This is a genomic window from Mycobacterium sp., assembly GCF_035506235.1.
Taxonomy (GTDB): domain Bacteria; phylum Actinomycetota; class Actinomycetes; order Mycobacteriales; family Mycobacteriaceae; genus Mycobacterium.
In genome coordinates this window covers 1-26,630 of record NZ_DATJPU010000154.1, presented here as the reverse complement: position 1 = coordinate 26,630, position 26,630 = coordinate 1, and the positions used below count along the sequence as shown (strand labels likewise).

General features: G+C 66.0%; 23 protein-coding genes and 1 pseudogene. 13 read left to right on the top strand and 11 right to left on the bottom strand.

Annotation, left to right across the window (positions count from 1 at the left end; all coding sequences use genetic code 11):
* Together VMD50_RS14415 and VMD50_RS14410 are read right to left on the bottom strand one after the other, a co-directional pair.
* Positions 1–1,263: L-lactate permease (locus VMD50_RS14415; RefSeq protein WP_325428421.1), on the bottom strand; the 1,263-nt coding region annotated here is incomplete at its 3' end.
* Between the two features lie 398 nt (positions 1,264–1,661).
* On the bottom strand, positions 1,662–1,901 hold the full coding sequence (locus VMD50_RS14410; protein WP_414686070.1) for a three-helix bundle dimerization domain-containing protein: 240 nt from the start codon (positions 1,899–1,901) through the stop codon (positions 1,662–1,664).
* Between the two features lie 144 nt (positions 1,902–2,045).
* On the opposite strand from VMD50_RS14410, the gene VMD50_RS14405 reads away from it, so the two are divergent.
* Positions 2,046–3,035, top strand: a complete 990-nt coding sequence (locus tag VMD50_RS14405) for an epoxyqueuosine reductase (protein WP_325428419.1) — start codon at positions 2,046–2,048, stop codon at positions 3,033–3,035.
* 30 nt (positions 3,036–3,065) lie between these two features.
* Here VMD50_RS14405 and VMD50_RS14400 read toward each other — a convergent pair whose 3' ends face one another.
* The 3 genes from VMD50_RS14400 to VMD50_RS14390 form a co-directional block, all read right to left on the bottom strand.
* Positions 3,066–3,404 (bottom strand): DUF732 domain-containing protein, encoded by a 339-nt coding sequence (locus tag VMD50_RS14400; protein WP_325428418.1) that lies wholly within the window; start codon positions 3,402–3,404, stop codon positions 3,066–3,068.
* A 135-nt stretch (positions 3,405–3,539) separates the two neighbouring features.
* The gene (locus tag VMD50_RS14395; RefSeq protein ID WP_325428417.1) at positions 3,540–3,908 is read right to left on the bottom strand and encodes a DUF732 domain-containing protein; all 369 of its coding nucleotides are present in this window, start codon (positions 3,906–3,908) and stop codon (positions 3,540–3,542) included.
* A 77-nt stretch (positions 3,909–3,985) separates the two neighbouring features.
* Positions 3,986–4,309 carry a DUF732 domain-containing protein gene (locus tag VMD50_RS14390; protein ID WP_325428416.1) on the bottom strand — a complete coding sequence of 108 codons (324 nt, stop codon included), beginning with the start codon at positions 4,307–4,309 and terminating at the stop codon, positions 3,986–3,988.
* 389 nt (positions 4,310–4,698) lie between these two features.
* Between VMD50_RS14390 and VMD50_RS14385 the strand changes: the two genes are divergently transcribed.
* Both VMD50_RS14385 and VMD50_RS14380 read left to right on the top strand, forming a co-directional pair.
* Positions 4,699–5,580 carry a CDP-alcohol phosphatidyltransferase family protein gene (locus VMD50_RS14385; RefSeq protein WP_325428415.1) on the top strand — a complete coding sequence of 294 codons (882 nt, stop codon included), beginning with the start codon at positions 4,699–4,701 and terminating at the stop codon, positions 5,578–5,580.
* Complete coding sequence (locus tag VMD50_RS14380; protein ID WP_325428414.1) at positions 5,577–6,266, top strand: lysophospholipid acyltransferase family protein; 690 nt, start codon at positions 5,577–5,579, stop codon at positions 6,264–6,266. Before VMD50_RS14385 ends, VMD50_RS14380 begins: the two co-directional genes overlap by 4 nt.
* 9 nt (positions 6,267–6,275) lie before the next feature.
* Here VMD50_RS14380 and VMD50_RS14375 read toward each other — a convergent pair whose 3' ends face one another.
* Positions 6,276–7,181, bottom strand: coding sequence for a phosphatidate cytidylyltransferase (locus VMD50_RS14375; protein ID WP_325428413.1), 906 nt, complete (start codon positions 7,179–7,181; stop codon positions 6,276–6,278).
* Between the two features lie 219 nt (positions 7,182–7,400).
* Between VMD50_RS14375 and VMD50_RS14370 the strand changes: the two genes are divergently transcribed.
* From VMD50_RS14370 to VMD50_RS14350, 5 genes are all read left to right on the top strand, one after another.
* A complete protein-coding gene (locus VMD50_RS14370) occupies positions 7,401–9,206 on the top strand; it encodes an N-acetylglutaminylglutamine amidotransferase (protein WP_325428412.1) in 1,806 nt (601 codons plus the stop codon).
* Entirely contained in the window at positions 9,203–10,993 is a 1,791-nt protein-coding gene (gene ngg, locus VMD50_RS14365; protein ID WP_325428411.1) for an N-acetylglutaminylglutamine synthetase, read from the top strand. Before VMD50_RS14370 ends, ngg begins: the two co-directional genes overlap by 4 nt.
* A gap of 54 nt (positions 10,994–11,047) precedes the next feature.
* Positions 11,048–12,559 (top strand): MFS transporter, encoded by a 1,512-nt coding sequence (locus tag VMD50_RS14360; RefSeq protein ID WP_325428410.1) that lies wholly within the window; start codon positions 11,048–11,050, stop codon positions 12,557–12,559.
* A 101-nt stretch (positions 12,560–12,660) separates the two neighbouring features.
* Complete coding sequence (locus tag VMD50_RS14355) at positions 12,661–13,119, top strand: hypothetical protein (RefSeq protein ID WP_325428409.1); 459 nt, start codon at positions 12,661–12,663, stop codon at positions 13,117–13,119.
* Positions 13,120–13,242: 123 nt separating this feature from the next.
* Positions 13,243–15,183: an ABC transporter ATP-binding protein gene (locus tag VMD50_RS14350; RefSeq protein WP_325428408.1), complete on the top strand. Its 1,941-nt coding sequence runs from the start codon at positions 13,243–13,245 to the stop codon at positions 15,181–15,183.
* Positions 15,184–15,221: 38 nt separating this feature from the next.
* Here VMD50_RS14350 and VMD50_RS14345 read toward each other — a convergent pair whose 3' ends face one another.
* Positions 15,222–16,346 carry a cytochrome P450 gene (locus VMD50_RS14345; RefSeq protein WP_325428422.1) on the bottom strand — a complete coding sequence of 375 codons (1,125 nt, stop codon included), beginning with the start codon at positions 16,344–16,346 and terminating at the stop codon, positions 15,222–15,224.
* Between the two features lie 337 nt (positions 16,347–16,683).
* Here VMD50_RS14345 and VMD50_RS14340 point away from each other — a divergent pair, with 337 nt between their 5' ends.
* The 5 genes from VMD50_RS14340 to VMD50_RS14320 all read left to right on the top strand — a co-directional run bounded on the left by VMD50_RS14340 (position 16,684) and on the right by VMD50_RS14320 (position 22,066).
* Positions 16,684–18,210 carry an iron-containing redox enzyme family protein gene (locus VMD50_RS14340; protein ID WP_325428407.1) on the top strand — a complete coding sequence of 509 codons (1,527 nt, stop codon included), beginning with the start codon at positions 16,684–16,686 and terminating at the stop codon, positions 18,208–18,210.
* A 30-nt stretch (positions 18,211–18,240) separates the two neighbouring features.
* Complete coding sequence (locus VMD50_RS14335; protein ID WP_325428406.1) at positions 18,241–19,191, top strand: glycosyltransferase family 2 protein; 951 nt, start codon at positions 18,241–18,243, stop codon at positions 19,189–19,191.
* Positions 19,192–19,320: 129 nt separating this feature from the next.
* On the top strand, positions 19,321–20,136 hold the full coding sequence (locus VMD50_RS14330) for a sulfotransferase family protein (protein ID WP_325428405.1): 816 nt from the start codon (positions 19,321–19,323) through the stop codon (positions 20,134–20,136).
* Positions 20,137–20,152: 16 nt separating this feature from the next.
* A complete protein-coding gene (locus VMD50_RS14325; RefSeq protein WP_325428404.1) occupies positions 20,153–21,034 on the top strand; it encodes a glycosyltransferase in 882 nt (293 codons plus the stop codon).
* Between the two features lie 105 nt (positions 21,035–21,139).
* Positions 21,140–22,066, top strand: a complete 927-nt coding sequence (locus VMD50_RS14320; RefSeq protein ID WP_325428403.1) for a phytanoyl-CoA dioxygenase family protein — start codon at positions 21,140–21,142, stop codon at positions 22,064–22,066.
* 3 nt (positions 22,067–22,069) lie between these two features.
* Here the strand turns inward: VMD50_RS14320 and mshB are convergent, their stop codons facing one another.
* The 4 genes and pseudogenes from mshB to VMD50_RS14300 all read right to left on the bottom strand — a co-directional run bounded on the left by mshB (position 22,070) and on the right by VMD50_RS14300 (position 26,525).
* On the bottom strand, positions 22,070–22,930 hold the full coding sequence (mshB, locus tag VMD50_RS14315) for an N-acetyl-1-D-myo-inositol-2-amino-2-deoxy-alpha-D-glucopyranoside deacetylase (protein ID WP_325428402.1): 861 nt from the start codon (positions 22,928–22,930) through the stop codon (positions 22,070–22,072).
* 13 nt (positions 22,931–22,943) lie between these two features.
* Positions 22,944–24,122 (bottom strand): phenylacetate--CoA ligase family protein, encoded by a 1,179-nt coding sequence (locus VMD50_RS14310; protein ID WP_325428401.1) that lies wholly within the window; start codon positions 24,120–24,122, stop codon positions 22,944–22,946.
* Between the two features lie 108 nt (positions 24,123–24,230).
* Positions 24,231–25,079, bottom strand: coding sequence for a TIGR03621 family F420-dependent LLM class oxidoreductase (locus VMD50_RS14305; protein ID WP_325428400.1), 849 nt, complete (start codon positions 25,077–25,079; stop codon positions 24,231–24,233).
* A 241-nt stretch (positions 25,080–25,320) separates the two neighbouring features.
* A pseudogene (locus tag VMD50_RS14300) lies at positions 25,321–26,525 on the bottom strand (HNH endonuclease signature motif containing protein).
* Positions 26,526–26,630: the final 105 nt, after the last annotated feature.

The window sequence follows — 26,630 nt, the reverse complement described above, 5'->3', positions numbered from 1 at the left end:
TGTCCGGACGCGTTCATCACGAAAGCCAGTGCCAGCACAGACATTACCGTCACGATGGCCCAGCGCAGCTGGTGCAGCGTCGCGCCGTAGGCCCTGAGCGCCCTGATCGGCGACAGGCGCAGCGCCGACCATCGTAAGGATGCCCGCCACGAGCATCTGGGTGCCCGGTGTGGTGAGCAGATTGAAGGTGAAGTTGGGAAGCGTCGAGGCGGTGCCCTTGGCGGTGTAGAGGTGCAGTCCCGGCCAGTGCACGGTGAAGGTCGCATGGTCGAGCAACTTCTTCACCGCCGAGATCTGGCAGATCACGAAGACGGCGATGACGATTGCGTAGGGCGCGTAGGCGCGGAGCACGTCGCCGCGTGAGTCGGGGTTCGCGACGCGCTCGCCGAACTCGGGGGCCGGCGCATCGGCGGCGCCGCCCGCGGGGACGGCGGCGCGCGTGTGTTCGGCCTGCGGCGGCCGCACGCGCACCATCGCCACCACCGCGCCGGCGGAGAGCAGGGAGGCGGTCACGTCGGCCAGCGGCACCGACACGAAGTTCGAGGTGGCGTATCGGCCGAGGCCGAAAACCACACCGCCAGTGAACGCAATGAGCCATGTTTCGCGGACGCCGCGCAAGCCATCGGCGATGCCGACCAGCGCCAGCGGGACGAAGAGGGCCAGGATCGGGGTTTGGCGCCCGACCATGGCGCCAAGCGTGTCGGTCGGCAATCCGGCGGTCTTGGCGAGGGTGATGATCGGCGTCGCCATCGCGCCGTATGCGACCGGCGCGGTATTGGCGACAAGCGCCAGGACCGCCGCCTTGAGTGGTTTGAAGCCCAGGGCGAGCAGCATCACGGAGGTGACCGCCACGGGCGTGCCGAATCCGGCCAGGGCTTCGAGCAACGCGCCGAAGGAGAACGCGATGATGATTGCCTGAATGCGGTGATCGTCGCTGACTGCCGCAAAACTGCGTCGCGGCACGTCGAAATGGCCTGTCTCCAAGGTCATCTGGTAAACCCAGATCGCGTTGATCACGATCCATAGGATCGGGAAGAACCCGAAGGCCGCGCCTTCGCTGCCCGCCAGGGCCGCCTGCCCAATCGGCATCCCGTAGACCGCGACCGCGATCGCGATCGCAACGGCGAGGGACACGACCGATGCCATCCACGCTCTGATGCGCAACACGCCGAGCATCACGAACAGCGTCGCCAGCGGGACCACCGCCACCAGTGAGCTCCAAGCCAGCGAGTGGGCGACGGGGTCAAGGATTTGGCGATACATGCCGGGCACCTTCCGAAGCGAGGGGGGCGGGTGTCGATCGCAAACGATCCGCCAAAGCCGCGAAAGGGGTACACGGCCGGCGATCACACACGGTCAGACCGCGCATCCGACAAAGCTGCCCTGGGGTCTTCTCAGCGACCAGCAGAGCCAACACGAAATGGCATGTGGAGGGGTAGGTGACCGTGTACGGATCGTAACGGCTGGTGACGCCGAATGCAGGGCGCGCGGCATGTCAATCGTGACACCGGAAAAGGGGCACGGCTGAAATGGTTGGTCTCGCTTGGCATCTGGCCAGTTCGCGGCCGCCACGCCGGTGTGGATGCTGTTCGGCCCTCAGCGAGACCGCGCGGCCGGTGACATGGCGCGAACGTGACGCAGCCGTCATGCTCGGCTATCGATCAGACGGCGATAGCCTGATCGACCGTGGTTTCGGGCGCTGCTGACGCCAGCGGTTCCAGTTCCTGCGACGCGAACCGCTCCACCAGAAGCGGAATGTATTCCCGGACCGGCCGGCCGTCGAAGCGGGCATGAGTGTCCCGCACGACCGCAGTCACGGTATCTGCTGAAACGGTCGGATATTTCCTGGTCAATCGATCGGCCACCCCGTCGATGATCTGCTGCTCGCTCAACTCGATCACGGCGACAGGCTCGCATGCGTTCATACGGAAGTCAAACCTCGTTCACGAACGTGAGCTCGCCGAACTCTTCGCCAAAGCTAAGTATCGTGTACCATACTCAGCACGGCGGAAAAACTTCCCAGCCGACTGGCCCAGCACCCCACCGTGCGGCGGGTGCGCTCACGCGAGAGGCGGCGGCCCCGTGTGCTGGACGCCGGCTGGCTGCGCGAGATATGCCTGGCCGCCGGCGTCGACGACGTCGGGTTCGCCAGTGTCGACAACCCCGACCTGGCATCCGAGGTCGAGTACGTCGAGGCCGCGCTACCGGGAACCGCGAGCTACATCTCGCTGGTGGTGAGGATGAACCGCGACAACGTCCGCTCGACGGGGCGCAGCGTGGCAAACCAGGAGTTCCACCGCAGCGGCGAGGTGCTCAACGAAGCGGCCCACCGCATCGTGCGCCGGCTGCAGGATGCCGGCTATCGGGCGCTGAACCCGTCGGCGACCTTTCCGATGGAGATGGACAACTTCCCCGGCCGGATCTGGGTGGTGGCACACAAGCCCGTCGCCGTGGCCGCGGGCCTCGGCGTGATGGGCATCCACCGCAACGTGATTCACCCGAAGTTCGGCAACTTCATCCTGCTCGGCACGATCTTGGTGGACGTACCGATCAGCGGCTACGGCAGGCCGCTGGACTACAGCCCGTGCCTGGAATGCAAGTTGTGCGTGGCGGCGTGCCCCGTCGGAGCGATCGGCAAGGACGGCGACTTCGACTTCGTCTCCTGCTCGGTGCACAACTATCGCGAGTTCATGGGCGGGTTCACCGACTGGGTGCAGACCATCGCCGACAGCGCCGATGCGGCCGACTTCCGTTCGCGGGTCAGCGACTCGGAGAACGCCTCGATGTGGCAGAGCCTGGCGTTCAAACCCAATTACAAGGCCGCCTACTGCCTGGCGGTGTGCCCGGCGGGCGAGGACATCATCGAGCCGTACCTCGACAACCGCAAAGCGTTCATGGACTTGGTGCTAAAACCGTTGCAGGACAAGAGGGAAACGTTATATGTGCTGCCGAGCTCGCGGGCAAAGGCCCACGCCGAACGCCGCTACCCGCACAAGCCGGTGCAGGTCGTCGACGGCGGAGTCAGGGGTCGCTAGGACGCGGCGCGACTGCTCGGGTCACGGAGTTCATCCGGCGACGGTGGCCCTGTATTGCGGGCAGTAAGCGGACGTCGAAATCCCCAGGAAGAAGCCCGCTTGCCTTGCCGAGAGACTCGTGTCCCTCATCAGCCTCACCGCTAGCTGGGGTCGCGTTACGCCCTGGTCGAGTAGGGCACACATGGTCCGGGCTTCCTGGATCGCGGCGTTGCCGTCGGGGACCGGGATGCCCTGGCCCACAAGGGCTGCGATGAAAGCATCATCGGTCGGGTCCGCTGCTGCCGGCGCCGCGGTGATCGGCGTAGCGGCGCACAGCAGGATCGCGATGAATGTCGACCACGTCCCGAGACGTACGCTCGCACGGGTCATGGCGCCTCTTCATGCGGGTGAATTTGCGTCCATCCCAAGGTAACTCGGCGGCACCTCAGACCAAAGCGTCTCGTGTATGTCACCAGGCGGTGGCGGGATTGTTCGATGCCGGGCGGCACGGTCTTGACGCTCACGTCATTGGGGAGACGGCGGCAGCCAGATCAAGGAACCGTCGATAAGACTCTTGTGCTGCGGGCAGTAGGCGGCCACCGAAGCCCCGACGAAATAGCCGGCGTCTCTCACCGAGAGATTCGTTTGCTTTCGTACCTCCAGCACGACCAAAGATCCCGCCTGGCCCCTGTCAAGTCTGTCGCACACCTCATGGGCTCTCGCAATCAAGGTGTCAGGGTCAGAAACGTCGATCCCTTCACGGGTGAGGGCCGCAATGAAGGCGTCGTCGTTAGAATCCGCCGATGCCGGCGCCGCGGAGAGCGGCGCGGCGGCGCACAGCAGGATCGCGGTCAGTGTCGGCCACGTCCGGGGACCTACCCTCGTGTGGGCCATGATTCCTCATTGTGCCGGCGAATTGCGTCCGTTCAAAAATAGCCCGGCCGCGCGCTGGACGAAAGTGACAGGCGCGCTCACTGCATTGCGGGAGACAGCCCCGCCCAGTTGAACGAATTGTCGGTGTTGCCCTTGTACTGCGGGCAGTAGGCGGCCACCGAAATGCCGACGAAAAAGCCGGCTTGCTTCGCCGAGAGATCGGTGTCCTTCACTATCCCCATCGCCAGCCGGGTGGACGGTTCGCCCTTATCGAATCCGGCGCAGACCGTGTGGGCCATCGAAACCGCGGTGGCGCGGTCGGACATGGCGATCCCGTTCTTCGAGAGGGCGGCGACGAACGCATCATCGGTCGGGTCCGCCGCTGCGGGCGCGGCGCAAAGCGTCGCGGTGGCGGACAGCATGACCGCGGAGGCCGCCGCCCACTTCGCGCGACAGACGTTTGTCCGGGCCATGGCGTCTCCCAATGCAGGTGAATCGGCTTCGAGTCAAGAACAACTCAGTTGAACGGTAGCTGAAATCCAGACATTCCTCTCGCCGAGCGGCCGCAAGAATTCCGCAAGAACTTCGCGACAGAGCGGCAAGCGGTGGGGAGCAACGTATGTGCTGCCGGTCACAGCGGCCGGCCGCGAGAAAGTTCGCAAGAAAGTGTCCGACCGTGGGGGAGCGGTGGCTCTTACCGGTGCGAGCGGTCCACCGCGCGTCCGCGGTCGGAGATGTTGGGACCGGTAGCCGCGCGAGCGGGGTCGACTTGCACCCAACTACAGACCACCAACCGAGAGGAAACACCCCCGTGAGCACCGATCTCGACAACGCGCCGACGCTGCGCACGCGGAGCATCAGCACGCTGACCGCCGTGAGCGAGCCCCGCATCGCCCACCGCGGTTGCCATACGTCGGGATCGCGGGCCCTCGCGGCGACGGACACACCCACGCTTCCCCGGGTCGAGGTCGTCACCGCCGCGGTTGTCCCGCTACCCACGGCATCCCTCGAACACGCTCCCCGGAAATGGCAGGGCCTCTACGCGCTGAAGCCGTGGTACACCCGCCGGTTGACGCCAATCGTGAAGGTGGCCGTGGCCCGGCGGATTTCACCGGATGTGTTCACCGTGGCCGGGGTCTTTGCGGCGGCCGCGGCCGGCGTTGCCGTCGCGCTGGGATGGTGGCCGCTGGCGGCGCTGTTTCTCGCGCTGCGGCTGGCCGGAGCCAATCTCGACGGCGCGGTGGCTCGCGCCCGTGCCGTGAGCCGGCCATGGGGATTCGTCGTCAACGAAGTCGGCGATCGCGCCTCGGATCTGTTGACCTTCGCCGGGCTCGCGGTGTGGGCGGCGCGGCAGCGCGGCCCCGGCCTGCACTGGTTGTCGTGGCCGGTGCTCATGGTGCTGGTGGCCGCGCTGGCCGCGACGCTGCCCACGTTCGCATCGCTGGCGGGGGCGGCGGCCGGCGCGCCGCGGCGCAACGGCGGCCCGCTCGGCAAGACCGAACGATGCGTTTTCGTGTTGCTGGCCACCGCGTTCCCGGTCATTCTGCCCGTGGTTTCGACGCAGCTGGTGAACGGTTCGCTGATCACCGCCGCGCTGCGGCTTCGGGCGGCGCACCGCGAGCTGGTGGCGAAGCGACGGGGCGACCAGGCCACCGAGGCCACCCGGGAATTGGCGGGGGTGCTGGCATCATGACCGCGAACCGAATCACCAGTGGGCTGCGGCACCGGCTGTGGCGGGCGGTGTGCGCCGCCTCGGGCGGGCTGACCGTGACCGGGCGGTGGCGCGTGTCGGGCGGCTGCGTGGTGGTTGCCAACCACTCCTCGCACGCCGACACCGCGGTGCTGCTGGCCGCGCTGCCCGCCGGCGCCCAGCCGGTATTCGCCGCGGCGGCGGATTACTGGTTCGACGTGCCGGTGCGCCGCTTCGTGGCGTCCTCGCTGATCGGCGTGCTGCCGGTGCGGCGGTCCGGCGCCGACACCTACGCCCAGTTGCTGGCGGCGGCGCGCCCGGCGCTGCGGGCCGGACGCACCGTCGTCATCTACCCGGAGGGCACCCGCTCGACGGACGGGGCCGTCGGCGAATTCCGTTCCGGCGCGCTGCGGTTGGCGCGTGACTGCGGCGTGCCCGTCGTTCCGGTCGCCGTGCTGGGCACCGCCGAGGTGCTACCCAAGGGCGCCAGCTTCATCTCCCACGCGCCGATGCAGGTCCGCATCGGTGAACCCGTGGACCCGCACAGCACGTCGGCGCCGCAGCTGCGGGCGCAGGTGATGGCGCTGCGGGACGACGCCGCGCTGAAGCCGCTCGGGCGTGCCGATCGCAAGCGCGGCGGAGCCGGGCGCTGGGAGTCGGCACCAAGAAAATTGCCGCACGCCGCGTGACCGGCCGGGTCATCCCAGCAGATACGCCAGCGGGAGAACCAGCAGTAGCGAGTCGATGCGGTCGAGCAGACCGCCGAAGCCCGGCAGCCACGAGCCGGCGTCTTTGACCTGGGCCTGCCGCTTCACCATCGATTCGACCAGGTCGCCGAGCACGCCACCGAACGCCACCGCGACCAGCAGACCGATCGTGACCGTGCCCAGCAAGGTCAGCACGAGAAACGCCCCCACCACCGCGCCGGCCAACCCGCCGACCGTCTTGTTGGGGCTCAACGGCGACAACGGCTTTCGCGCCCACCCGAAGTGGCGCAGCCCTTTCCCGCCGCACCACGCCGCGACGTCGGTGGCCGCGGCCGCGAAGCACACCAGATACGCGTCCGACCACAGGGTCACCAGGTGCGCGAGGGACCAGCAGATCCACACCGAACCGAACGCGGTGAACGTGGTGCGCCTGCCACCATGTTCGACGTCGCCGCTGAACACCGAGGGCAGCGCGCACGCCAGCACGATGATGGGCGCGAGCCGCAACAGTGGCGGATGCAGCCAGGCCGCCATGGGATACAGCACGGCCAGCGCCAGCAGCAGATAGGTATCGGCCTTGCCGAGTTTCACCAGGCGCGCGTACTCGAACACCGCGACGACGGCCAGCGCGGCGGCCAGCGCCGCGGTGGTGCCCCGGCCGATCCAGATGGGGATGCCGACCACCGGTGCGATCATCACCCACGTGGTCCAGCGCCGGATCAGCTCGCGCCTGCGCGACGCCAGGACCACGACGCCGGCGATCACCAGTATCACCAGGGTGACCCACATGAAGAACACGGATCGGGCGTGGAGGTGCACGTGCAGCGGGCCCAGGTCGAAGTTGAGCGGCATCCGCCGATCCAGGTGCAGAATCCGCAGGTAATGGTCGACGAGCATCAGCGGGGCCGGGCGTATTGGCGGTGGTTCGGATCGATCAGGCGGTACCGTCCGAACGGCGTCCCGTCCACTCAGCCTCCCAGCAAACTGTGGTCCAGGAAACAATAAGCCGTCAGGCCCTATCCAGGGGCCGAAAAGCGGGCAATTTGTTCGGCGTTGGCTACCTACCGCCAGGGCTGGACTGTACGTGCCGGAATGGGCCCCGGTAGGGTCAAAGGAGTGTGTGGACTCACCGGTGAGGTTCGACTCGACGGCCGGGTTCCCGATCTAGCGGCGGTATCGGCGATGGCCGCCGCGATGGCGCCACGGGGGCCGGACGCGGCGGGGGCCTGGTCACAAGGTCGGGCCGCCCTCGGTCATCGTCGCCTCAAAATCATCGATTTGACCGAAGCGGGCGCCCAGCCGATGGTCGACGCCGAACTCGGCCTGACGATCGCCTGGAACGGCTGCATCTACAACTACAAGGAGCTGCGGCGCGAGCTCACCGGGCACGGCTACCGGTTCTTCTCGCACAGCGACACCGAGGTCCTGCTCAAGGCCTACCACCGCTGGCGCGACGACTTCGTCAGCCACCTGCACGGGATGTTCGCCTTCGCCATCGTCGAACGCGACAGCGGCCGGGTGCTGCTGGGCCGGGACCGGCTCGGTATCAAGCCGCTGTACGTGACCGAGGACACCGACCGGATCCGGTTCGCCTCGGCCCTGCCGGCCCTGCTGGCCGGCGGCGGCGTGGACACCCGGATCGACCCGGTCGCCCTGCACCATTACATGACGTTCCACTCCGTGGTGCCGGCGCCGCTGACGCTCCTGCGCGGGGTGCGCAAGGTCCCACCCGGGTCGCTCGTCGCCATCGAGCCCGACGGCCGGCGCGCCACCACCACCTACTGGACGCCCGACTTCACCAGGCGAGACGACCGCGCCGACTGGTCCGAGCGCGACTGGGAGGACGCGGTGCTGTCCGCGCTGCGGGTGGCGGTCGAGCGCCGGCTCGTCGCCGACGTCCCCGTCGGCTGCCTGCTCTCCGGCGGCGTCGACTCCAGCCTGATCGTCGGGCTGCTCGCCGAGGCCGGTCAGCACGGGCTGTCGACCTTCTCCATCGGCTTCGAGTCGGCCGGTGGTGTCGAGGGCGACGAGTTCCGTTGGTCGGACATCATCGCCCAACGCTTCGACACCGACCACCACCAGATCCGCATCGGTACCGACCGGATGCTGCCCGCGCTCGACGGGGCCATCGGCGCGATGAGTGAGCCGATGGTCAGCCACGACTGCGTCGCGTTCTACCTGCTCAGCCAGGAGGTCGCGCGGCACGTGAAGGTGGTGCAATCGGGTCAGGGCGCCGACGAGGTGTTCGCCGGCTACCACTGGTACCCCCCGATGGGTTCGCCGGCGGCCGCGACCCTACAGGGGGCGGTCGCCGAATACCGCGGTGCCTTTTTCGACCGCGATTCGCTGGGCGTCAGAGACCTGTTGGGACCGGCGTATTTCACTGAAGGCGACCCCAGCGAGCGCTTCGTCGCCGAGCACTTCGCGCGTGCCGGCGCCCAAACCGGCATCGACCGTGCGCTGCGGCTGGATACGACGGTGATGCTGGTCGACGACCCGGTGAAACGGGTGGACAACATGACCATGGCGTGGGGTTTGGAGGGCCGGGTTCCCTTCCTCGACCACGAGCTGGTCGAGCTGGCGGCGACCTGCCCGCCGGAGTTGAAGATCGCCCACGAAGGCAAGGGCGTCCTCAAACAGGCTGCGCGACGGGTGATTCCCTCGGAGGTCATCGACCGGCCCAAGGGGTACTTCCCGGTTCCCGCGTTGACCCACCTCGAGGGGCCCTATCTGGAAATGGTTCGCGACGCCCTCTACGCGCCGGTGGCCAAGGAGCGCGGGCTGTTCAACTCCGAAGCGGTTGACGCCCTTTTGGCGGACCCGAACGGCAAGCTCACCCCCCTGCGCGGCAACGAACTCTGGCAGATCGGCCTACTCGAGCTGTGGTTGCAGCGTCACGGTGTGAGCGGACCGGCTGCATGACCGCCGTCGACCCCTCCGAGGACCACACCGAGGCCATCACCATGGGCCTGCACGACGCGTCACCGCCCGAGCTGGTCGACGCGATGGCCAAGGACGTCGAACTAGAAATGGGTTGGGGCAGGCTCATTTTCGGCCAGACCTTCGCCGACGCGGACACGCTGGCCGAAACGCTGCGGCGGGAGGTGCCGGGCCGGCGCGACATCTGCATCTACGCTCGCGAGTCCCATGTGGTGGTCGCCGGTGCGCCGACCGAGCTGTTCATCGACCCCAGCCACACCTATCGGCTGCGCTTTCACCCGGACGATGAAGAGTCGGTCCCGTCGCCGATCGGTGTCACTGTGCGCACCCTCAACGACCCGGCAGACGCCGACGCGATGAACCGCGTTTTCGTGCGTTGCGGCATGGTGCCGGCGCCGGTCGAGACGATTTGGGACAACCATCTGCACGCGGCGGCGGTGACGTACCTGGTCGCGGTGCGCGACGACGACGGTGCGGTGGTGGGCACGGTGACCGGCGTCGACCACGAGTTGCTCTTCTCCGATCCGGAGGAAGGGTCGAGCCTGTGGACCCTGGCCGTCGATCCCGCTGCGGCGCTGCCCGGGGTGGGTGAGGCCCTGACCCGGGCACTGGCCGACCACTTCCGCCGCGCCGGCCGTGCCTACATGGATCTGTCGGTGGCGCACGACAACGCCGCGGCCATCGGCCTCTACGAAAAGCTGGGCTTCGTCCGCGTTCCGGTGCTGGCGATCAAGCGGAAGAACGCGATCAACGAGCCGCTGTTCACCGCGCCCCCGGAAACCGTCGAGGATCTCAACCCCTACGCGCGGATCATCGCCGACGAGGCGATGCGCCGCGGGATCTGGGTCGAGGTTCTGGACGCCGAGACCGGCGAGATGCGGCTCACCCACGGTGGGCGCAGCGTGATCACCCGCGAATCGCTGTCCGAGTTCACCTCGGCGGTCGCCATGTGCCGTTGCGACGACAAGCGGTTGACCCGGCGCCTGGTGGCGGAGGCGGGGATCACCGTGCCGCGTGCCCGCCTGGCCACCCTCGACGACGGCGACTACGCGTTCCTGCAGGAGGTCGGGGAGGTCGTCGTCAAACCGACCCGCGGAGAGCAGGGCAAGGGCATCACCGTGGGCGTGGCCGCCGAGAGCGGTCCCGACGAGCTGGCCGCTGCCGTGGCGCGGGCACGGCAGCACTACCCGGAGGTGCTGATCGAGGAGCGGGTCCAGGGCGACGACCTCCGGCTCGTGGTGATCGACGGCCGGGTGGTCGCCGCCGCGCTGCGGATGCCGCCGGAGATCATCGGCACGGGTGAGCACACCATCCGGGACCTGATCGCGGCGGAGAGCCGGCGGCGCTCCGCGGCCACCGGCGGCGAGTCCAAGATCCCGATCGACGACCTCACCGAGTCGACGGTCGCCGAGGCCGGCTGGACGCTGGACGACGTGCTGCCCCAGGGGACCCGAATCCGCGTCCGCCGCACCGCCAACCTGCACCAGGGCGGCACCATTCACGACGTCACCGCCGTGGTGAACCCGGAACTGTGCCGCGTGGCGGTGGCCGCGGCCGAGGCCATCGGCATCCCCGTGACGGGCATCGACCTGCTCGTCCCCGACGTCACCGGCGCCGAGTACGCCTTCATCGAGGCCAACGAGCGACCGGGGCTGGCCAACCACGAACCCCAGCCCACCGCCGCGGCCTTCATCGACTACCTTTTCCCGGGTCAGCCCGGCCAGCCACCGGCCTGGACCCCCGAGGAGTCCCGCCCGGACCGGGACTGAGGCTTGCCGTACCGCTTGTTTGGGTAGTGCTCTGCTCACCCGGAGAGGAGTCAGATGAGCGCGGGCATGCAAACCGGAACCATCACCACCCACGTGCCGGCGCGGCTGGACCGGCTGCCCTGGTCGCGGTTTCACTGGCGCGTCGTCATCGGCCTCGGCGGTGTCTGGATCCTTGACGGGCTCGAGGTCACCATGGTCGGCAACGTGTCGTCCCGGCTGACCGAGAAGGGCAGCGGCCTCGGACTCACCCCGGCGCAGATCGGGGTGGCGGCGGCGTTCTACATCGCCGGGGCCTGCCTGGGAGCGCTGTTCTTCGGGCACCTGACGGACCGCTTCGGACGGCGCAACCTGTTCATGCTGACCCTCGCGGTGTACCTGATCGCCACCGTCGCGACCGCATTCGCTTTCGCGCCCTGGTATTTCTTCATCGCCCGATTCTTCACGGGCTCCGGTATCGGCGGCGAATACGCCGCGATCAATTCGGCAATCGACGAGCTGATCCCCGCGCGCGTGCGCGGTCGCGTGGACCTGATCATCAACGGCACCTACTGGCTGGGATCGGCCGCGGGAGCGGCCGGCGCACTGGTCCTCCTGGACACCTCGAATTTCCCGGCGAACATCGGGTGGCGGCTCGCCTTCGGCATCGGTGCCATCTTCGGCATCTTCGTGCTGCTCGTCCGGCGCAACGTTCCGGAAAGTCCCCGGTGGCTGTTCATCCACGGGCGCGCGGAGGAGGCCGAACGGGTCGTCGGCGAAATCGAGGGGGAGGTGCAACGGCTCTCCGGCAAGGCGCTGCCGCAGCCGGCCGGGCGCCCGCTCAAAGTCCGCCAGCGCGAGACGATTTCGTTCCGGGAGATCGCCAGGGTGGCGTTTACGCTGTACCCGCGGCGCGCGGTGCTCGGGCTGGCGCTGTTCATCGGGCAGGCGTTCCTCTACAACGGTGTCACGTTCAATCTCGGCACGCTGTTGAGCGGCTTCTACGGCGTCCCGTCCGCGAAGGTGCCGCTGTTCTTCATCCTTTGGGCGCTGAGCAATTTCGTCGGCCCCCTGGCGCTCGGGCACCTGTTCGACACCGTCGGCCGCAAGCCGATGATCACGGCGACCTACGTCGGTTCGGCCGTCGTGGCCGTCGTCCTGGCGGTCCTCTTCGTGACCGGTACCGGCGGCGCATGGACGTTCATCGCGGTCCTCGCGGTGGCCTTCTTTCTGGCCTCGGCGGGCGCGAGCGCGGCGTATTTGACCGTCAGCGAGATCTTCCCGATGGAGACCCGGGCGCTGGCCATCGCGTTCTTCTACGCGGTGGGGACGGCGATCGGCGGCATCACCGGCCCCCTGCTGTTCGGGCAGTTGATCAACTCCGGACAGCGCGGTCAGGTGGTCTGGTCGTTCCTCATCGGCGCGGTGGTGATGGCAACCGCGGGCCTGATCGAGCTGTGGCTCGGCGTCGCGGCCGAACGACGCCCCCTCGAAGAGCTGGCTTTGCCCTTGACGGTGGCCGACGCCGAGCGCGAGGAAGAATCGGCGGAGGTCCCGGAGCAAGGACATCCGCGCGGGAGCGGCCCTTAGCCCGGACCTCGGGTCGATCTCGCTGGCGCTGGCTGCATCGCCGCGGGCAAGCGCGGCGGCGCAGCGCTTGGTTGAATTGCACGGTGATGCGGTCACGGCGTGTGGTTCAGATCCGTCGGCTCCGCGAGTGGCTGGCGCTGTGCGCAGCGATCGCGTTGATCCCCTGGACCGTCTATCTGGGTTTGACCCTGCCGCAGAGCTACACCGCGCAGCATTGGCAGGCGACCTGGGTCGGGTTCGACGTCTTGCTGCTGGCGTTCATGATCGCCACCGCGGTGCTCGGATTCGTCCAGCACCCGCTGCTGACGCTGTTCGCCTTCGCAACGGGGGTGCTCCTCGTGTGCGACGCGTGGTTCGACGTGTTGACCGCCAAGCGTGGCGACTTCGTGGTCTCCGTGCTCACCGCCGGGCTGGGGGAACTGCCGCTTGCCGCGGTGCTGATCGCCGGCACGTTGCGCATCGCGCGCCTGCAGGGCCCGCCATTCGGCCGATCACGGTCGCCAATGCCGTTGCGTCGGCGAATGATTGGGGTTCGCGCGAGGCGTATGCCTGGAATATAGAATCCAGGATGCCGGAGAGCTTGGGGTATCGCCCGGCGGCGGAAGCAGCTTGATCCGGCGAAGGGCTTCCTCGAGCCGCCCGAGATGCCGCAACTGCGGAAGCCCTCGAAGAAGGTGGCGTTCGTGGCAAACTCCCTTGAGGTGCTGTCGACTACCTTGTTCGACCGCGCGGGTTTGCTCTGGGAGTTAGGGATGAAGAGGACCTATCTTTGGCGCAGTCTTCCCATGCTCCGTCCGGTGCGAGGGCCGGTAGTGGTCTCGATCGTTATCGCGTTCGTCGCGGCGGCCTTGCCGTTCGTCGCCAGCGCGGCCTTCGGTCCGTTGATGAAGGCCGTCGCAGACGCGGGTAGGGCCGGAGACCTCGCACGGGCATGGGGGCTGAACGGCTCGCTGCTGAGTCCCAGTGGTGGCGCGACGTCCGGCTTGTTCGGCCGGCTCGCGACACCGCTGCCGTTCGCCGCCCTACTCGCCATCTGGGCAGTATCGTTGGTGCTCGCTCAGGTCCTGGGCTTTGTCAACGCCTGGATTGACGCGCAGGTTCATTGGAAGCTGCGGACGGCGGTTCGCCAGCGCGTCCACGATCACATCCAGGCGCTCTCACTGGACTTCTTCACCGGAACGCATGTCGGCGCGGTGATGCAGCGTGTGCTGCTGGAGGCCCCCTGCGTTCAACAGCTACTCACTGACTGCGTCATTCCACCGTCCGTCGACATTGCGGTTCTGCTGATCGCGTTGTTGTACCTGCTTTCGCTGTCGTGGCAAATGACGATCGTCGCGCTGGTGCTGTCGCCGTTGGCGTTGATGACGCTCCGAGTCGCGGGCAATAGCCTGCAATCGGCTACGCAGCGGATGGTCATGGCACAGCGCGCGATGGCTGTCGAGCTGGAACAAACGATCAGCGGCATCTCCGAGATCCAGGTCTTCAACGCCCAGCGGCATCGAAGCGAGCGATTCCACCGGGCGTCCATGCTGGCCGCGAAAACTACGACACTGATGAAGATTTGGACCCAGGCGGGCACCAGCGGAGCGCAAGTCTTCATCGCGTCGAGCACCGTTTTGGTGCTCATCACCGGTGTCGCGTTCGGCGCACGTTTCGGTCTTACTTTCGCCGGCCTGGTAGTTTTTGCCGGGTTCGTGCCGACGATGTTCGCTGGGGTGCAGCGGATCATCCACGCCTATACGACATACCATTCGATTGCCCCGAACGTCGCGGCGACGTTCGAGTTGCTTGACACGAAGCCGACCGTCCGGGAGCGCCCGGACGCCTTGGCGCTGCAATCAGTGCGAGGCAACCTGGCCTTCGAGGACGTTGCCTTCAGCTATTCACCGCAGCAAACCTTGATGGATGGGCTCTCGTTCTCGATCAAAGCGAGTGAGACGGTAGCGCTGGTCGGCCCGATCGGATCCGGCAAGACGACGATCTTCAACCTGTTGCTCCGCTTCATCGATCCCCAGCGCGGCCGGATAACTCTGGACGGCAACGACATCAGCCACGTGACACTCAGCTCACTGCGCGATCAGGTCTGCAAGCTGGCGCAATTTCCGTTCTTCTTGCACGACACCATCCGCGAGAATGTCCGCATCGCCCGGCCGGGCGCCGGGGACGCCGAGGTCGAGGAGGCCTGCGAGCGGGCCCACGTGCACAGCGTGATCGTCGACCCTACCAAGATTCCCGACGGTTACGACACGATCGTCGACGTCCAAGTTCCGTCCGGCGGCCAGAAGCGGTTGATCGCGTTGGCGCGTTGCTTGCTGCGCAAGCCCGAAGTGCTGCTGCTGGACGAGCCGACCGAGAATTTGGATGCGGATGAGCGAACGCGGCTGACGTGGGTCATCCGTGAGTACGCCCGCGACCGAACCTGCATTGTCATCAGCCACGACATGGATTTCATTGCGGCGGTTGCGGATCGCATCATCGTGCTCGATGCCGGGCAGCTCAAGGAGGAGGGTACTCACGAGACTCTGCTCGCGGCTGGCGGCCTTTACAAGAAGCTCTACGAGGCCCAGAAGGTCAGTCCGGCGGTGGCAAATCGCGCCGCCCCGGTCGAGCCCAAGCTGGTGTGATGCAGGGGCCGTTCACCGCGCCGGGTGAAAGATCGCGATCACCACTGCACCCGGAGTTCGGTCAGCCCGCCGAACAGAGTGCCGTGTCGGAATGTCAACTCCTGCAAGCCGGTGGCGAGGCGCATTCTCGGGAACCGAGAAGCCAGTTGAGAAAACACCGCGCCCAGCTCGATACGGGCCAGCGGCGCGCCGATGCAGTACCGCGAGCCGTGGCCGAAGCTGAGATGCCCCACTGCCTGCCGCCCGATATCGAACCGGTGCGGGTCGACGAACACCGAAGGGTCGTGGTTGCCTGCGGCGAGACTCAACAGCACAAGCTCCCCCGCCATGACGGTGCACCCACCTATTTCCAGATCAGTTCGCGCATAGCGCGGCATCGCACTTCGCGGCTTGGCCCGCAGGGTCTCCTCTACTGCCCTCGAAACCAGAGCCGGATCGTCGACGAGTGCGCGCCACTGTTCTGGGTTGGCCAACAACATCAATGCGCCGAGCCCGATTTGGACCACCGTGGTCTCGTAGCCCGCCCATAGCAGCACTCTCGACAGACTGGCGATCTCATCGTCGGAGGTGCCCTCCGTCGCACATAACCGGGAGATCAGATCGTCCTGAGGGTCCCGCCGCTTCATGGCGACCAGCTGCCGGCAGTACGCTAGGAGCCCATCGAGGCCTGATTCCGAGCGGGTGCGGTCGTGCGTATTGACCGCATCCGCGGTCCACGAGCAATACCGATCACGGTCCTCGTACGGCACGCCGAGCAATTCGCAGATCACCAATACCGGCAGCGGCAATGCCACGGCTGCGTGCAGGTCCGCCGGCGGTCCTTTAGTGCTCAGCTCATCGAGCAACTGCGCAGTCAGACGGTCTACCTCAGGCCGCAAGGCCCGCAAGCGATTTGGCGTGAAGTGCGGTTGCAGCAGGGCGCGTTTTCGCGCGTGGTCAGCGTGTTCGGTGGCGAAGTTGCGCGCCGGTCCACCGAACAGCGCGGACTCACTCATTCGGGGGGCGGTGTCCGGCTCCGGATGGGCCAGGCCGAGCCGGTCGTCGTCCAATAGCCGCAGCACTTCCGCGTGGCCGGTAACCAGCCACGCCGGGTCGCCGACGGGAGTACGAACACGATGGACTACGCCGCTGGTCTGCAATTCGCGCAGGCCGGGCGCCACCATTAACGGATGCACCTCGTCGAAGGGCAACTGAACTACGGCGTCAATGGCGACCTCCTACCAAACAAAGTCGACCGCGGATTGAACGATGCTGGTTAGCTCATTCGAGCTATAGACGCTCGCTCCGGTGAGTCAACAAGCCTCTGAACGGCATCTTGCGTCCCTGCTATCTCTCCTGCACCAGAATTACCACCCAATACCGTACCTATTACCGGAAAAACCGCTCCCGAGCATACCGCTGGACGCCCACTCGGTGTTAGCATCCCTGCAGTCCTCACGGTTGTGCGCTGTGACATCGAGGCAGACATCCTCAAATATTTCGACGAGGCGAAGGATAACCATGACCTCCCAGACCGACACGGATGCAATTAAGCGTCAACTTATGGTGGCATTAGAAGAAGCGGTCGCGGAGTGGCCCCTGGAACGCCACCCGTTCTTGCAGCGCTTTGCTGCAGGCGATTTCGAACAGGACGCCATTCGTTGGTGGGCCATCAAGATGTTGCCGGGCAGCAACCGGTTCAATCAGGCCTTCCTCAAAGTAACCGCGCGCGTCGAGGACTACCGAATGCGCACGCTCCTTCTCAATAACGTGCACTCCGAGCACGGCAATCTGAACCCCGACGAAGCGCATGTGGCTTTATTTATGCGGTTCATGGGCGGTATCGGCTGTTCGCGAATCGATGTCCACGAAGATGACGGTGCTTTTCGCGTACCCGAGTTGCGCTTCAAGCGATTCGAGATTCAAGACAACGAGCCGATCATCTGGTCGCTCGGCCGGTTTGCGGCCATCGAGCGCATCTTGCCGGGTGTGTTCACGATGTACATCCAAGGACTCTGCAAGATTTTCCCGGGACTCGACGAGCACACCATGGAGTACTTCCCGATCCACTGCGAGCTTGACCCCGAGCACACCGACCAATTGCTGGAAGCCGCAAGCCTTTACGTCGCCTCGGAAGTCGATGTGATGACGTTTCAGGACGGTGTCCGGGACCTGCTGGTGTCCTTGTCGGACATGTTCGGCTGGATGGACCGCAACATGTCCGGTGCGGCCGGAAATGACGACCCGCTGCGCTCGTCCCTTCCTGTTCCGCCACCCACCGCGGAGCGCCTGCCGGAGCACGATCTCCAGATTTCCGACGCCGAGATCTACGACGGCATCTTCGGCGACGACGCTGTGTACGCCGGGCAGTCCGAATTCGTGCTTGAGCACCTCGATGGCATGGCGCAACCGTCGGTACTGGATCTGTCCGTCGATACCGGATCGCTTGCCAGGTTATTGACCGACCGCGGCGTACGGGTGAGCGGAATCGACAGTAGCGACGCGATGCTGGCCACCGCCGCCCGCAAGGTGCCTGAGGCCCGATTGGTCAAATCCGATCTCCGCTCATTCTTCCTGGACGAGCAGTTCGACGCCGTGGTGTGCATGAACGGTTGCCTCCAATACATCGAGGCGCCACAAGATATCGTGAGTGTGCTGCGACGCGCCAAGGAGCATCTACGTCCCGGCGGAACGCTGATAGCCGAACTATGCGACCGGGCGCGCTTGTCCGAGCACCTCGCCGATGGGCACGAAGGGCGGCGGAACGCCTGGTCCTCGTGGCTTCCCCGGCGCGGTCAGGAGGATAGCGATCTCTACGCATTGGTTGGCTTCGACGAAACGTCGGGCGGCCACTTCCTCAACGTCCGGAACCTTTTTCACACCGACCCGTACCGTGTGGCCAACTGGGCTCGACTCGCCGGTTTGACCGATGTAGAGCTCAGCGATTCCGTCTCTGACGGCATGGTGATGCTCGTGGCCCGACGTCCTGCTGCGGCCTGCCCGGCCGACGCCGCCTGGGGTTTGGAGGAAACAAAGAGCCGGGTCTAGTCCGGCGCGGCCGCTCATCGCGGAGAGTCGATGGCCAGCAACGGATCGGAACCGGAGGGGTGCGTCCCGACCGCCACGCCGTTCACGCTGAGTGACAGCGGCCGCAACATCGCGGCCGGGGACATCGCGATCGACCCACAAGCCCATCACGATGATCGCGATATGCCCGTGGTGTCATGCCTCATGGTTACGCGGGACCGGCCGGCCATGGCCGCGCGTGCCATCGAATGCTTCCTGGCGCAGTCCTACCCGAACCGCGAACTGGTCGTTATCGATGGCGGCGGGTCCGACGAATTGCAACAGGGCATCGACGCGCTTTGTTATCCACCGGTCAAGATCTACGCCGAACGGCAGGCAAACCGATCGATGGGAGAGCTGCGCAACCTCGCAGTGGAAAAGTCGTCGGGTCGATACCTGTGCATCTGGGATGACGACGATCTCTATGACCCGGACCGTCTCAGCATCCAGATGAGCTCGATCAGGTTTCTGGGCGCCGACGCGTGCTTTCTCGCGCGACTGCAACTTTGGTGGCCGGCCCGCCGCATCTTCGCGGTTTCGATACGGCGGATGTGGGAGGGAAGCCTTGTCTGCGCACGGGAGAAGTTCCCGCCGTACCGACACTTGCATCGCGGCGAAGACATCGCAATCGGGTACCGCTTGTGGCGATCCCGGCGCGTTGTCATGCTCGACGCGCCCCGCTTGTACACCTACGTCTTTCATGGCGCTAACACCACCGGTGAGACTCAATTCAGTCAACATTGCGACGCCGCGACGGAGCAGTTCGCCGGGGACGCCTACGACCGGCAGCTCGCAGTGCTCGGCACCCGAGTTCCGACCGACACCGATCCGCTTGCGCCGCCGAACGAAAAGGAGCCGACGGATGTGCCGGCCGGCGATTCGGTGAACTTTCCGTACAGAGATGTCGCTGGGGCCCGACCACAGCGGGACGCAAGCGGCGCCGGTGCGCCACGGCCGACGTGAGGAACGAGTGTCCCGGCCCGACCTCTGCGGCGAGCGCGGTAAGCCGCGAAAAGGAGGTCCCATAATCCACCCCTACACATCGCAACAGCCCTGTGGCCGTTCGGTCTTCGGCGCCGGTTGGTGCCTGACATGACCGAAGTGGCCACTCCGCTGCTGGTGCTCGGGGCCGGCCAGCGATGCGGCAGCACCCTGGTGCAGCGGCTGCTGTGCTCGCACCCCGACGTGATGATCTGGGGAGAACACGCCGGGCAGTTGCGGCCCGTGCTGGCTGCCGTCGAGCAGCTCCGGCTCTGGACTGGACATCACGGGGCCAAGGCTCGAGATGAGTGGGCTGCCAGCGACTATCAGGGGTTCATCGCGAACCTGACTCCCGAACGCGCCCGCATTGACGATGCCGGCCGCGCCTTCATCGAGACGTTGTTCGCCGAGCCCGCACACCGAAATGGCCGGCCAATCTGGGGATTTAAGGAGGTTCGATACGGGCTGCCGGATATACAACCTCTGCTGACACTGTTTCCGCGACTTCGAGTCATCCACATCGTGCGAGATCCGCGAGACGTGCTGTGCAGCCTCGAAGACTGGGAGCGTCACCCTGGTTGGACGCGTCGTGATACCGAGACGTCAGTGGGGTGTTGGCGCACGGTGGCCGAAAGTTTCATCGGCAGCGAAGAGGATTCCTCTCTGCGCAGACTGATTCTCACCGTACGCTACGAGGACTTGATCGCCGACACCCGCCGTTGGAGCGCCGCGATCGCCGAGCATTGTGAGCTCGATGCCCATCAATTTGACCATGCCGTCTTCGACCGACGAGTACACGACACCCGGGGGTATGGCCCATTGGATCGAGAACTACACACCTGGTCCCAACTGCCGGCCTCCCTGCGTGCGCTGGCCGACAAGGACGTCGCGATGGTGGCGTCCGCGTACGGCTATGACCTGACTTAGCATCGGATCAATCGGGATGACCGCTTCCGTTTCTGTCGTGGTGCCAACGCTCAACGAGGCGTCGGGCATCGGTCCGCTTCTGGAATCACTTCACTGTCAGACCTATTCGATCAAGGAGCTGGTCATCGCCGATGGTGGCAGCACCGACGGGACCCGCCAAATCGCCGCCTCAGACCCGGCGGTGACCTTGGTTGACAACCCCCGTCGGCATGCTGCCTCGGGACGCAATGTCGCGCTCGAGCGCTGCAGTGGCGATTGGGTACTTTTCACCGACGGGGACTGCCGGCCGGCTCCGGACTGGGCGCAGGCGTTAATGGCAGCCGCCGCAAGCGGTCCCGACGTAGTCGCAGTGGGCGGCCGACTCACCGCCGAGCCGGTCAGTCTCTTCGAAAAAGTCAGCGCGAGGACATTGTTGGACGCAATCCTGTGCCACACGGCCGAATCCCGGCAGATCACCGCTAAGACTCTCGACGGCGCGCTGGTCACCGCCAACTGTGCGTACCGACGCGACGTCCTCGAAAAGGTGGGCGGATTCGATGAGAGATTTTCCAACTTCGGCGAGGACCTCGATCTGATGTTCCGGGTGCTGGACGCCGGTGCGGGCCGCATCCTGTACACAGCGGATGCCGTTGTGGTCGGCGATATGCCGGATTCGCTGACCGCCACACTTGGAAAATGGCGCCAGTACGGGGTCGCGTCGTCGTACCTCAACAAGTATCACTACCACCGCGTGTCGGTGGATGTTCGCCTGTATCGCCGAATATGCGAACTCGCGTGGGACGCTGCCGGGATGTCGGGCGGCGCACGCCGCGAGGCCCTGATCGCGACCGCTCAGCTGGCCGCCCACATCGGCGGAAAGATCGAGGGATCAGCGCGATTGAGGACCGTGAATCTTTGATTTCGTGTTCGTATTCCGCTTCCGAACGGGCCGGCCGGCGTACCATCGGCCCACAACACGTCGCCGCCGCACAACGGCAAGATCGAGGTCGAAATGAGTGCTTCGATGAATCCGTCTGAAGCAGATATCCGGATCTCCGGTCGAGAGCTTCGCAACGCTGAGCTCTCCGTTGAGAACACCCGCCTCGGAACGATGCTGCTGCACACCCGCGGATACGTGATCCTTCGGGCGGCGATCCCAGATTCACTTCTGGCGGAGCTTCAAACGAGCTTTCAGGAACTGTACGGACGGGTCACGCGGCAGATGCGGGCAGGCCGGCACAAGACGCCGGAAGGCGAGGCCTGGAGTACCGATGGCGTCTTCTGGGAGAGAGGCTCACGGCTTCGGATATTCCCTCGCCTGACAGGGCCATTCGCGGCTGCCGACGTCGTGCGCAACGCATTTGCGCATTCGATCATCGCGGAGACGTTGGGCGACGATTACTACTGCAAGTCCGTGTCCAGCGATACGTGCCTGAAGGGATCGACCAAGCAAGCGCCGCATCGCGACATCGGCTTCTACGAGGGTAACGGCATCCCCGGCTGCCTGGTAAACATCGCGATCACCGAATGCACTCTGCAGAATGGTCCCATCGAAGTCTGGCCCGGCGGTAGCCATCTTTGGCGCGCTGAGCTGTTCGAGAGATTCAACCTCGACCTATTCATACAGGACGAGGCGAACCCATCGGTCGAGGCCCTTGCCAGCCAGATTCCATCCAGACTGATCGAGCTGGCCCCCGGAGACCTGATGATCCGCGATCCGGGCATGTTGCATCGCGGCACGCCCAACCCCACCGACGAGCCGCGCACAATGCTCACCACCGGCTACTTCCGTAATGACTATTACTACCCGTATGGTGACACGCGTTACAACCTGGATGAAAGGTATTACCGGGAACTAGATTTGACGGTGCGGCAGGTATTTGCGCCGTTCTTCAACAAGTCGGATCGCCGCTATTGGCGGCTGCGCCAGGAACCCGCTGTCCGGGTGTAGGCGTCAGCCGAACGACAGCCCGGCCAGCAGGTCGGTTTCCCACCCCCGGCGGTCCCGCGGTCCGGCACGGCCGGCCGCCAACACGTAATGCTCTTGGGTCAGGATCGGCACCGCCACCTTGTTGGAGAGTGCGAAACAGCGCCGGTCGGGCGCCAGGCTGACCTGGGTGGCATGCGCGGACAGCGCATTGAGCTTGCGGTGTAAGTCGTTTGCTACATCAATTACGGCGTCGATGGCGCTATCGGGGTGGCAGAAACCCATGTCGGCGAGATTGGGCACCTTCGTCCAGCCCGGGGGGATATCGCCCAAACTGTTCAGGCCGGCTCTCAATGCGCTGGACGCCAGCACTGTCCAATAGAACTTCGGCGTCGTCCACTCGCTGGCCCGCGCCGCGGCCGTGGTCACACGGTGAGTTTGCACGTGATCGGGGTGGCCGTAACCACCTTCAGGGTCATAGGTGACGACCACATGCGGACGCAATCGGTCGATGACCGCAGATAGCTCACGAACAGCGTCGTCTCCGGCATCGGCGAATCGGGTCTGACGGCCGCTCGGCTTGGCGGGCATGCAGGAGTCACGCCATCGGCCCGGTCCGCCGAGGTGGATCGGTTCGTCGATGCCAAGCGCGTGCAGCGCTCGGGTCAGTTCGTTGATGCGGTAGCCCCCGAGCTGGTCGGCGTGGTCTGCTGTTAGCAGCCGATAGCGGTCGCCGATGACTTCGCCCTCTTCGCCGAGGGTGCACGTAACGACGTGGACTTGCGCGCCCCGCGCGGCATAGTGCGCGATCGTGCCACCGGTCGTGAGGGTCTCGTCGTCAGGATGGGCATGCACGAACAGCAGGCGCGGCGTCTCGGGGGAGGGCATGCGGTGTATCACCCTATGCTGTGACGACACGGAACTTGGGCGCGATCCGCGGCAACGAACCTGGTTTTCTGGCAACGAACCCCATTGGTTCACCGATCATCTCGACCAATGCATCCCGGACCTCGCGCGTGGCACCGGGTGACCGCGTGAGCATCTCAGCCTCGACGCATATGCCCTCCGCGGTTCGGCGCACCGACCATTCCGACCCGCACAATCCGCTGCCGAGTAGCAGTTCGTCGATGGTACGCAACGCGACGTGGCCGCAGGGCGTCTGCAACGTCGACGTTGGGCGGCCGATGTAGTGGAAGGCAAAGCAGCCGTGGACCGGACAGGCCTGGGTTACCTCCACGGAATCATCTGTCCAATACCGCTGCAGCGGAGAGGCTTTGGGCCACAGCGTGGTCAGAACCAACACACCGCGTTCCCCCACCTGGCAGTGCGACATGGAGACCGGATCGATCACCTCGACGGCCACGGGTTCGCAACACCACACCAGTGGGTGACCAGCCTCCGCGGGCCCCGCCACCGGTCCGAACAATTCAGAACAGCCAAACATGTTCAGCACCGGGGCCTCCCACAGCGCGGTCAGCATCGACTGACGCGCCGGGGCCAGCACATCGCCAACGCAGAAGACGAGCGAGACAGCAACGGGGCGGCGTCGGTGGGCCGCATTGTTCAAGTACTCTCCGAGACGCGAGGCGATCAGCGGCAGGGTGAACACCACCTCTATGCCGTTGTCAATCAAGGCCCGACATGTCCTTTCAGGCTCGCCCGGCTCGATCAGAAAGGGCACCCCGTCACTCAGCTCGATCTCGCGCATCATGAAGTGCGCGGCGGCAAGCGGCGGCGCCGGCGCGATCACCGCGCACCGTGCGCCTTGAATCGACGGGCACCGCTCATGAATCTGCTGTGTGGTGGCGTCGGCGACCGCCTGGTCGACCTCCGACCATGGCGAAAATACGGGCTCGGCGGTGGTCCCGCTCGAGTGCAGGCTGGCGACCCATGTGCCGGTCGCGGGGTAGGGGCGCGGAACGCGGCGAAGGTCGGGCTTGTAGGTGAATGCGACCGTCTGCCAGCTTGTCTGGCACTCACCTTCGTTGAGGCTGCGGCCCCGTGCCCGGCCAAACCACCGCATTGCCTCCGTGAGCCGCGCGTCATCGACCTGCGGCGGCCATACGAATGCGTCGGTCATGACCTCCCCTCACGCCAGAGCAGTGGCCCGTTTCGACTATCGGGTTGATGCTACTTCCGGCCTACCCGTTCCGTAGCGCTTCCGGGCCGCTTTAGCCGCCCAGTGAGGTCACTTGACGGCCGCGACGAGCTTTCCGAGGCTTTCCCACGACGCGCCAGGGCTGTAATTGAGGGTGAAATACGTGATGCCCAACTCGTCGCGGAAGCGGTGGATGCGTTCGGCGGCCGCGGAGACCGGCCCGTCCAGGAGGGTAGCCAGCCGGCGAAGGTCGGACTCGGTGCTGGCGGGCGCAAATCGGCGGAGCATCGCAAAGTCGGTCGGGCCGTCCAGGGAAACCTGAAAGAAACTGAATGCAAGCTCGATCTCGTTGAGGCGCTGCCCGGCGTGGGCTTTGACATAGCCGACGCGTTCGGCGAGATCGGCTTCGGTGCCCCGCGAGGCGATCGCGACGATGTCGGCCCGGTGGGCGGCGAGTTTCAAAAGCCGGTCACCACCCCCGGCGATCATGATGGGCGGCGGGGCCTGCGCCGGCCGCGGAACGTAGTCCGGATCTGACAGCAGGGCGCGGATCGTGGTGACGTGTTCGGTGAGCAGCCCCAACCGGGCGCCGGGCCCGGGAAACGCGAGTCCCGCGGCGGCGAATTCCTCTTCGGCGTAACCCGCACCCAGCGAGACGATCAACCGACCCCCGGTAGCGCCGTCCACGCTGGCCAAGTCGCGGGCGAGCAGCGCGGGCCGGTAAAAGGCGGCATTGAGGACGAGGTTGCTTACCTGCACCGATGGTGCAGATGCTGCTATCGCGACCAGCGGTGGCAACGGTGCCGTCAGACCGAGGTGGTCAGGCAACAGCACCACATCAAAGCCGATGGCCTCGGCGCGGCGTGCTTGCTCTGTCATCTCCGCCACGGCGGCTTGGCCGGAAAGGGCTAAGCCGAGCCGCAGGGGACGAGGACTCATCTCTGGCCTCCGTTCACTGCAGCGCCGAACGATGGCTCGCTGCGCCCGACGCTGAGCATATGATCACGGACGAGTCATGGCATACGTCACTCGGCAATTCTCAGTTCAGCAATCCAATCTGAGTCATCCGCCGCGTTGCGCGTGCCGGTGCTTGACACCAGGACCGCGGATGACATCCTCGGCTACGACGGGCGTGGATTGCCCGCCTATGGCCCGATTTGGCTCAAATTAGCTAACCAACTTAGTTGGTGGGTGGTGGTGGTTGGGGTTGGAAGGGTTCGTACCACCACCAGTCGGCGCGTTCGCCGGTGGGCCCGGGGCACGGCGGGACCGCGGGTGGAGGTTGGGTGGGTGGGCGCGCCAGTGATGCTGGGCTGAGGACTCGCCCGGCGCTGTCGGTGACGGTCAGAGCGGTCGCGGTTCCGGTGATGGTGATCAGGCCGCGGTGGTGTGCCCGGTGGTGATAGGGGCAGACCAGGACCAGATGTGGTGGGCGTGCAGGCCGCGGGTGGCCCCGCAGCCAGGGACTGCGCAGCTGGGCTGGCGGTGCTCAAGCGCGCGGCGCAGCCGCCGGTTGATTCCGCGGGTCGTGCGCCCGGCGCCGATGAGCTTCCCGGCGCGTTGGAACCAGACTTCGCAGGTGGCATCACAGCTCAGGTATTGGCGTTCGGCCTCGGACAGCAGCGGACCCCGGTGCAGCGCCGCGGCGCGCCGCTCGACGTCGAGGTGGACCACCACGGTGGTGTGCTGGCCGTGGGGGCGCCGGGTGGCCTCGGTGTCCCAGCCGGTCTCGACCAGCCGCCAAAACGCCTCCAGGGTGCCCGGCAGCGGGGGCCGCTGATCCGCACCGCCCTCGCCGTGGTCGTGTTTCCATTCGGTGATCAGCGCCTCCCGATGAGACGCCAAGGCGGCGTCGAACTTCGCCGCGTCCAGGGGCGGCAGTTGGATGCGCCAGCAGCTGCCCTGCTCGTTGGTGGTCTTGGTGATCGAAGGCTCGGATTGGGGTCGCGGTTCGGGATCGGGTCGCGGTTCGAGCTTGACCGCGGTGCGCAGCTGGTTGACCGTGGCGACCTGCGCCAGCTGGGCGTAGTGCTCATCGGAGCCCTCCCCGGCGCGCGCGGCGATGACACCGACTTGATCCAGCGACAGTCGGCCCTGCCGCAGGCCCGCCGCGCAGCGCGGGAAGGCCGCCCGCCGGCGCGCGATGGTGGCGATGGTGTGGGCGTTGGCCGAGGACGCCCCCAGCTTCCAGGCCACCAACGCCGCCACCGAGCGTGCACCCGTCATCCCGCACAGTTCGTCGTGATCGATCTCGGCGACGATGTCCACGAGGCGCCCATCGATGGCGTTGCGCTGCCCGGCCAACTCCGCCAACTCCTCAAACAACACCGCCAGACGCTCTTTCGGGCTCACCCCCACAGCGCCAGCGGATGCGGTCGAAGACATAACCCCATCATCACACCCACCTACGACAAATCCCGGCCGCCCGATCCCCGGCTTCGGAATTTAGTGCGCAGACCCCCAAACCAAAACAAAAACACAACAGGTCAA

Excerpts from the sequence above, each read along its gene's own strand:
- ngg (WP_325428411.1), top strand. The coding sequence starts at position 9,203 with ATGACCGCCGTCGACCCCTCCGAGGACCACACCGAGGCCATCACCATG.
- VMD50_RS14320 (WP_325428403.1), top strand. The coding sequence starts at position 21,140 with ATGAATCCGTCTGAAGCAGATATCCGGATCTCCGGTCGAGAGCTTCGC.
- VMD50_RS14390 (WP_325428416.1), bottom strand. The coding sequence starts at position 4,309 with ATGCTGTCCGCCACCGCGACGCTTTGCGCCGCGCCCGCAGCGGCGGAC.
- VMD50_RS14340 (WP_325428407.1), top strand. The coding sequence starts at position 16,684 with ATGACCTCCCAGACCGACACGGATGCAATTAAGCGTCAACTTATGGTG.
- VMD50_RS14375 (WP_325428413.1), bottom strand. The coding sequence starts at position 7,181 with ATGCTCGTCGACCATTACCTGCGGATTCTGCACCTGGATCGGCGGATG.
- VMD50_RS14345 (WP_325428422.1), bottom strand. The coding sequence starts at position 16,346 with ATGGTGGCGCCCGGCCTGCGCGAATTGCAGACCAGCGGCGTAGTCCAT.
- mshB (WP_325428402.1), bottom strand. The coding sequence starts at position 22,930 with ATGCCCTCCCCCGAGACGCCGCGCCTGCTGTTCGTGCATGCCCATCCT.
- VMD50_RS14400 (WP_325428418.1), bottom strand. The coding sequence starts at position 3,404 with ATGACCCGTGCGAGCGTACGTCTCGGGACGTGGTCGACATTCATCGCG.
- VMD50_RS14325 (WP_325428404.1), top strand. The coding sequence starts at position 20,153 with ATGACCGCTTCCGTTTCTGTCGTGGTGCCAACGCTCAACGAGGCGTCG.
- VMD50_RS14395 (WP_325428417.1), bottom strand. The coding sequence starts at position 3,908 with ATGGCCCACACGAGGGTAGGTCCCCGGACGTGGCCGACACTGACCGCG.
- VMD50_RS14360 (WP_325428410.1), top strand. The coding sequence starts at position 11,048 with ATGAGCGCGGGCATGCAAACCGGAACCATCACCACCCACGTGCCGGCG.
- VMD50_RS14305 (WP_325428400.1), bottom strand. The coding sequence starts at position 25,079 with ATGAGTCCTCGTCCCCTGCGGCTCGGCTTAGCCCTTTCCGGCCAAGCC.
- VMD50_RS14335 (WP_325428406.1), top strand. The coding sequence starts at position 18,241 with ATGGCCAGCAACGGATCGGAACCGGAGGGGTGCGTCCCGACCGCCACG.
- VMD50_RS14310 (WP_325428401.1), bottom strand. The coding sequence starts at position 24,122 with ATGACCGACGCATTCGTATGGCCGCCGCAGGTCGATGACGCGCGGCTC.
- VMD50_RS14330 (WP_325428405.1), top strand. The coding sequence starts at position 19,321 with ATGACCGAAGTGGCCACTCCGCTGCTGGTGCTCGGGGCCGGCCAGCGA.
- VMD50_RS14380 (WP_325428414.1), top strand. The coding sequence starts at position 5,577 with ATGACCGCGAACCGAATCACCAGTGGGCTGCGGCACCGGCTGTGGCGG.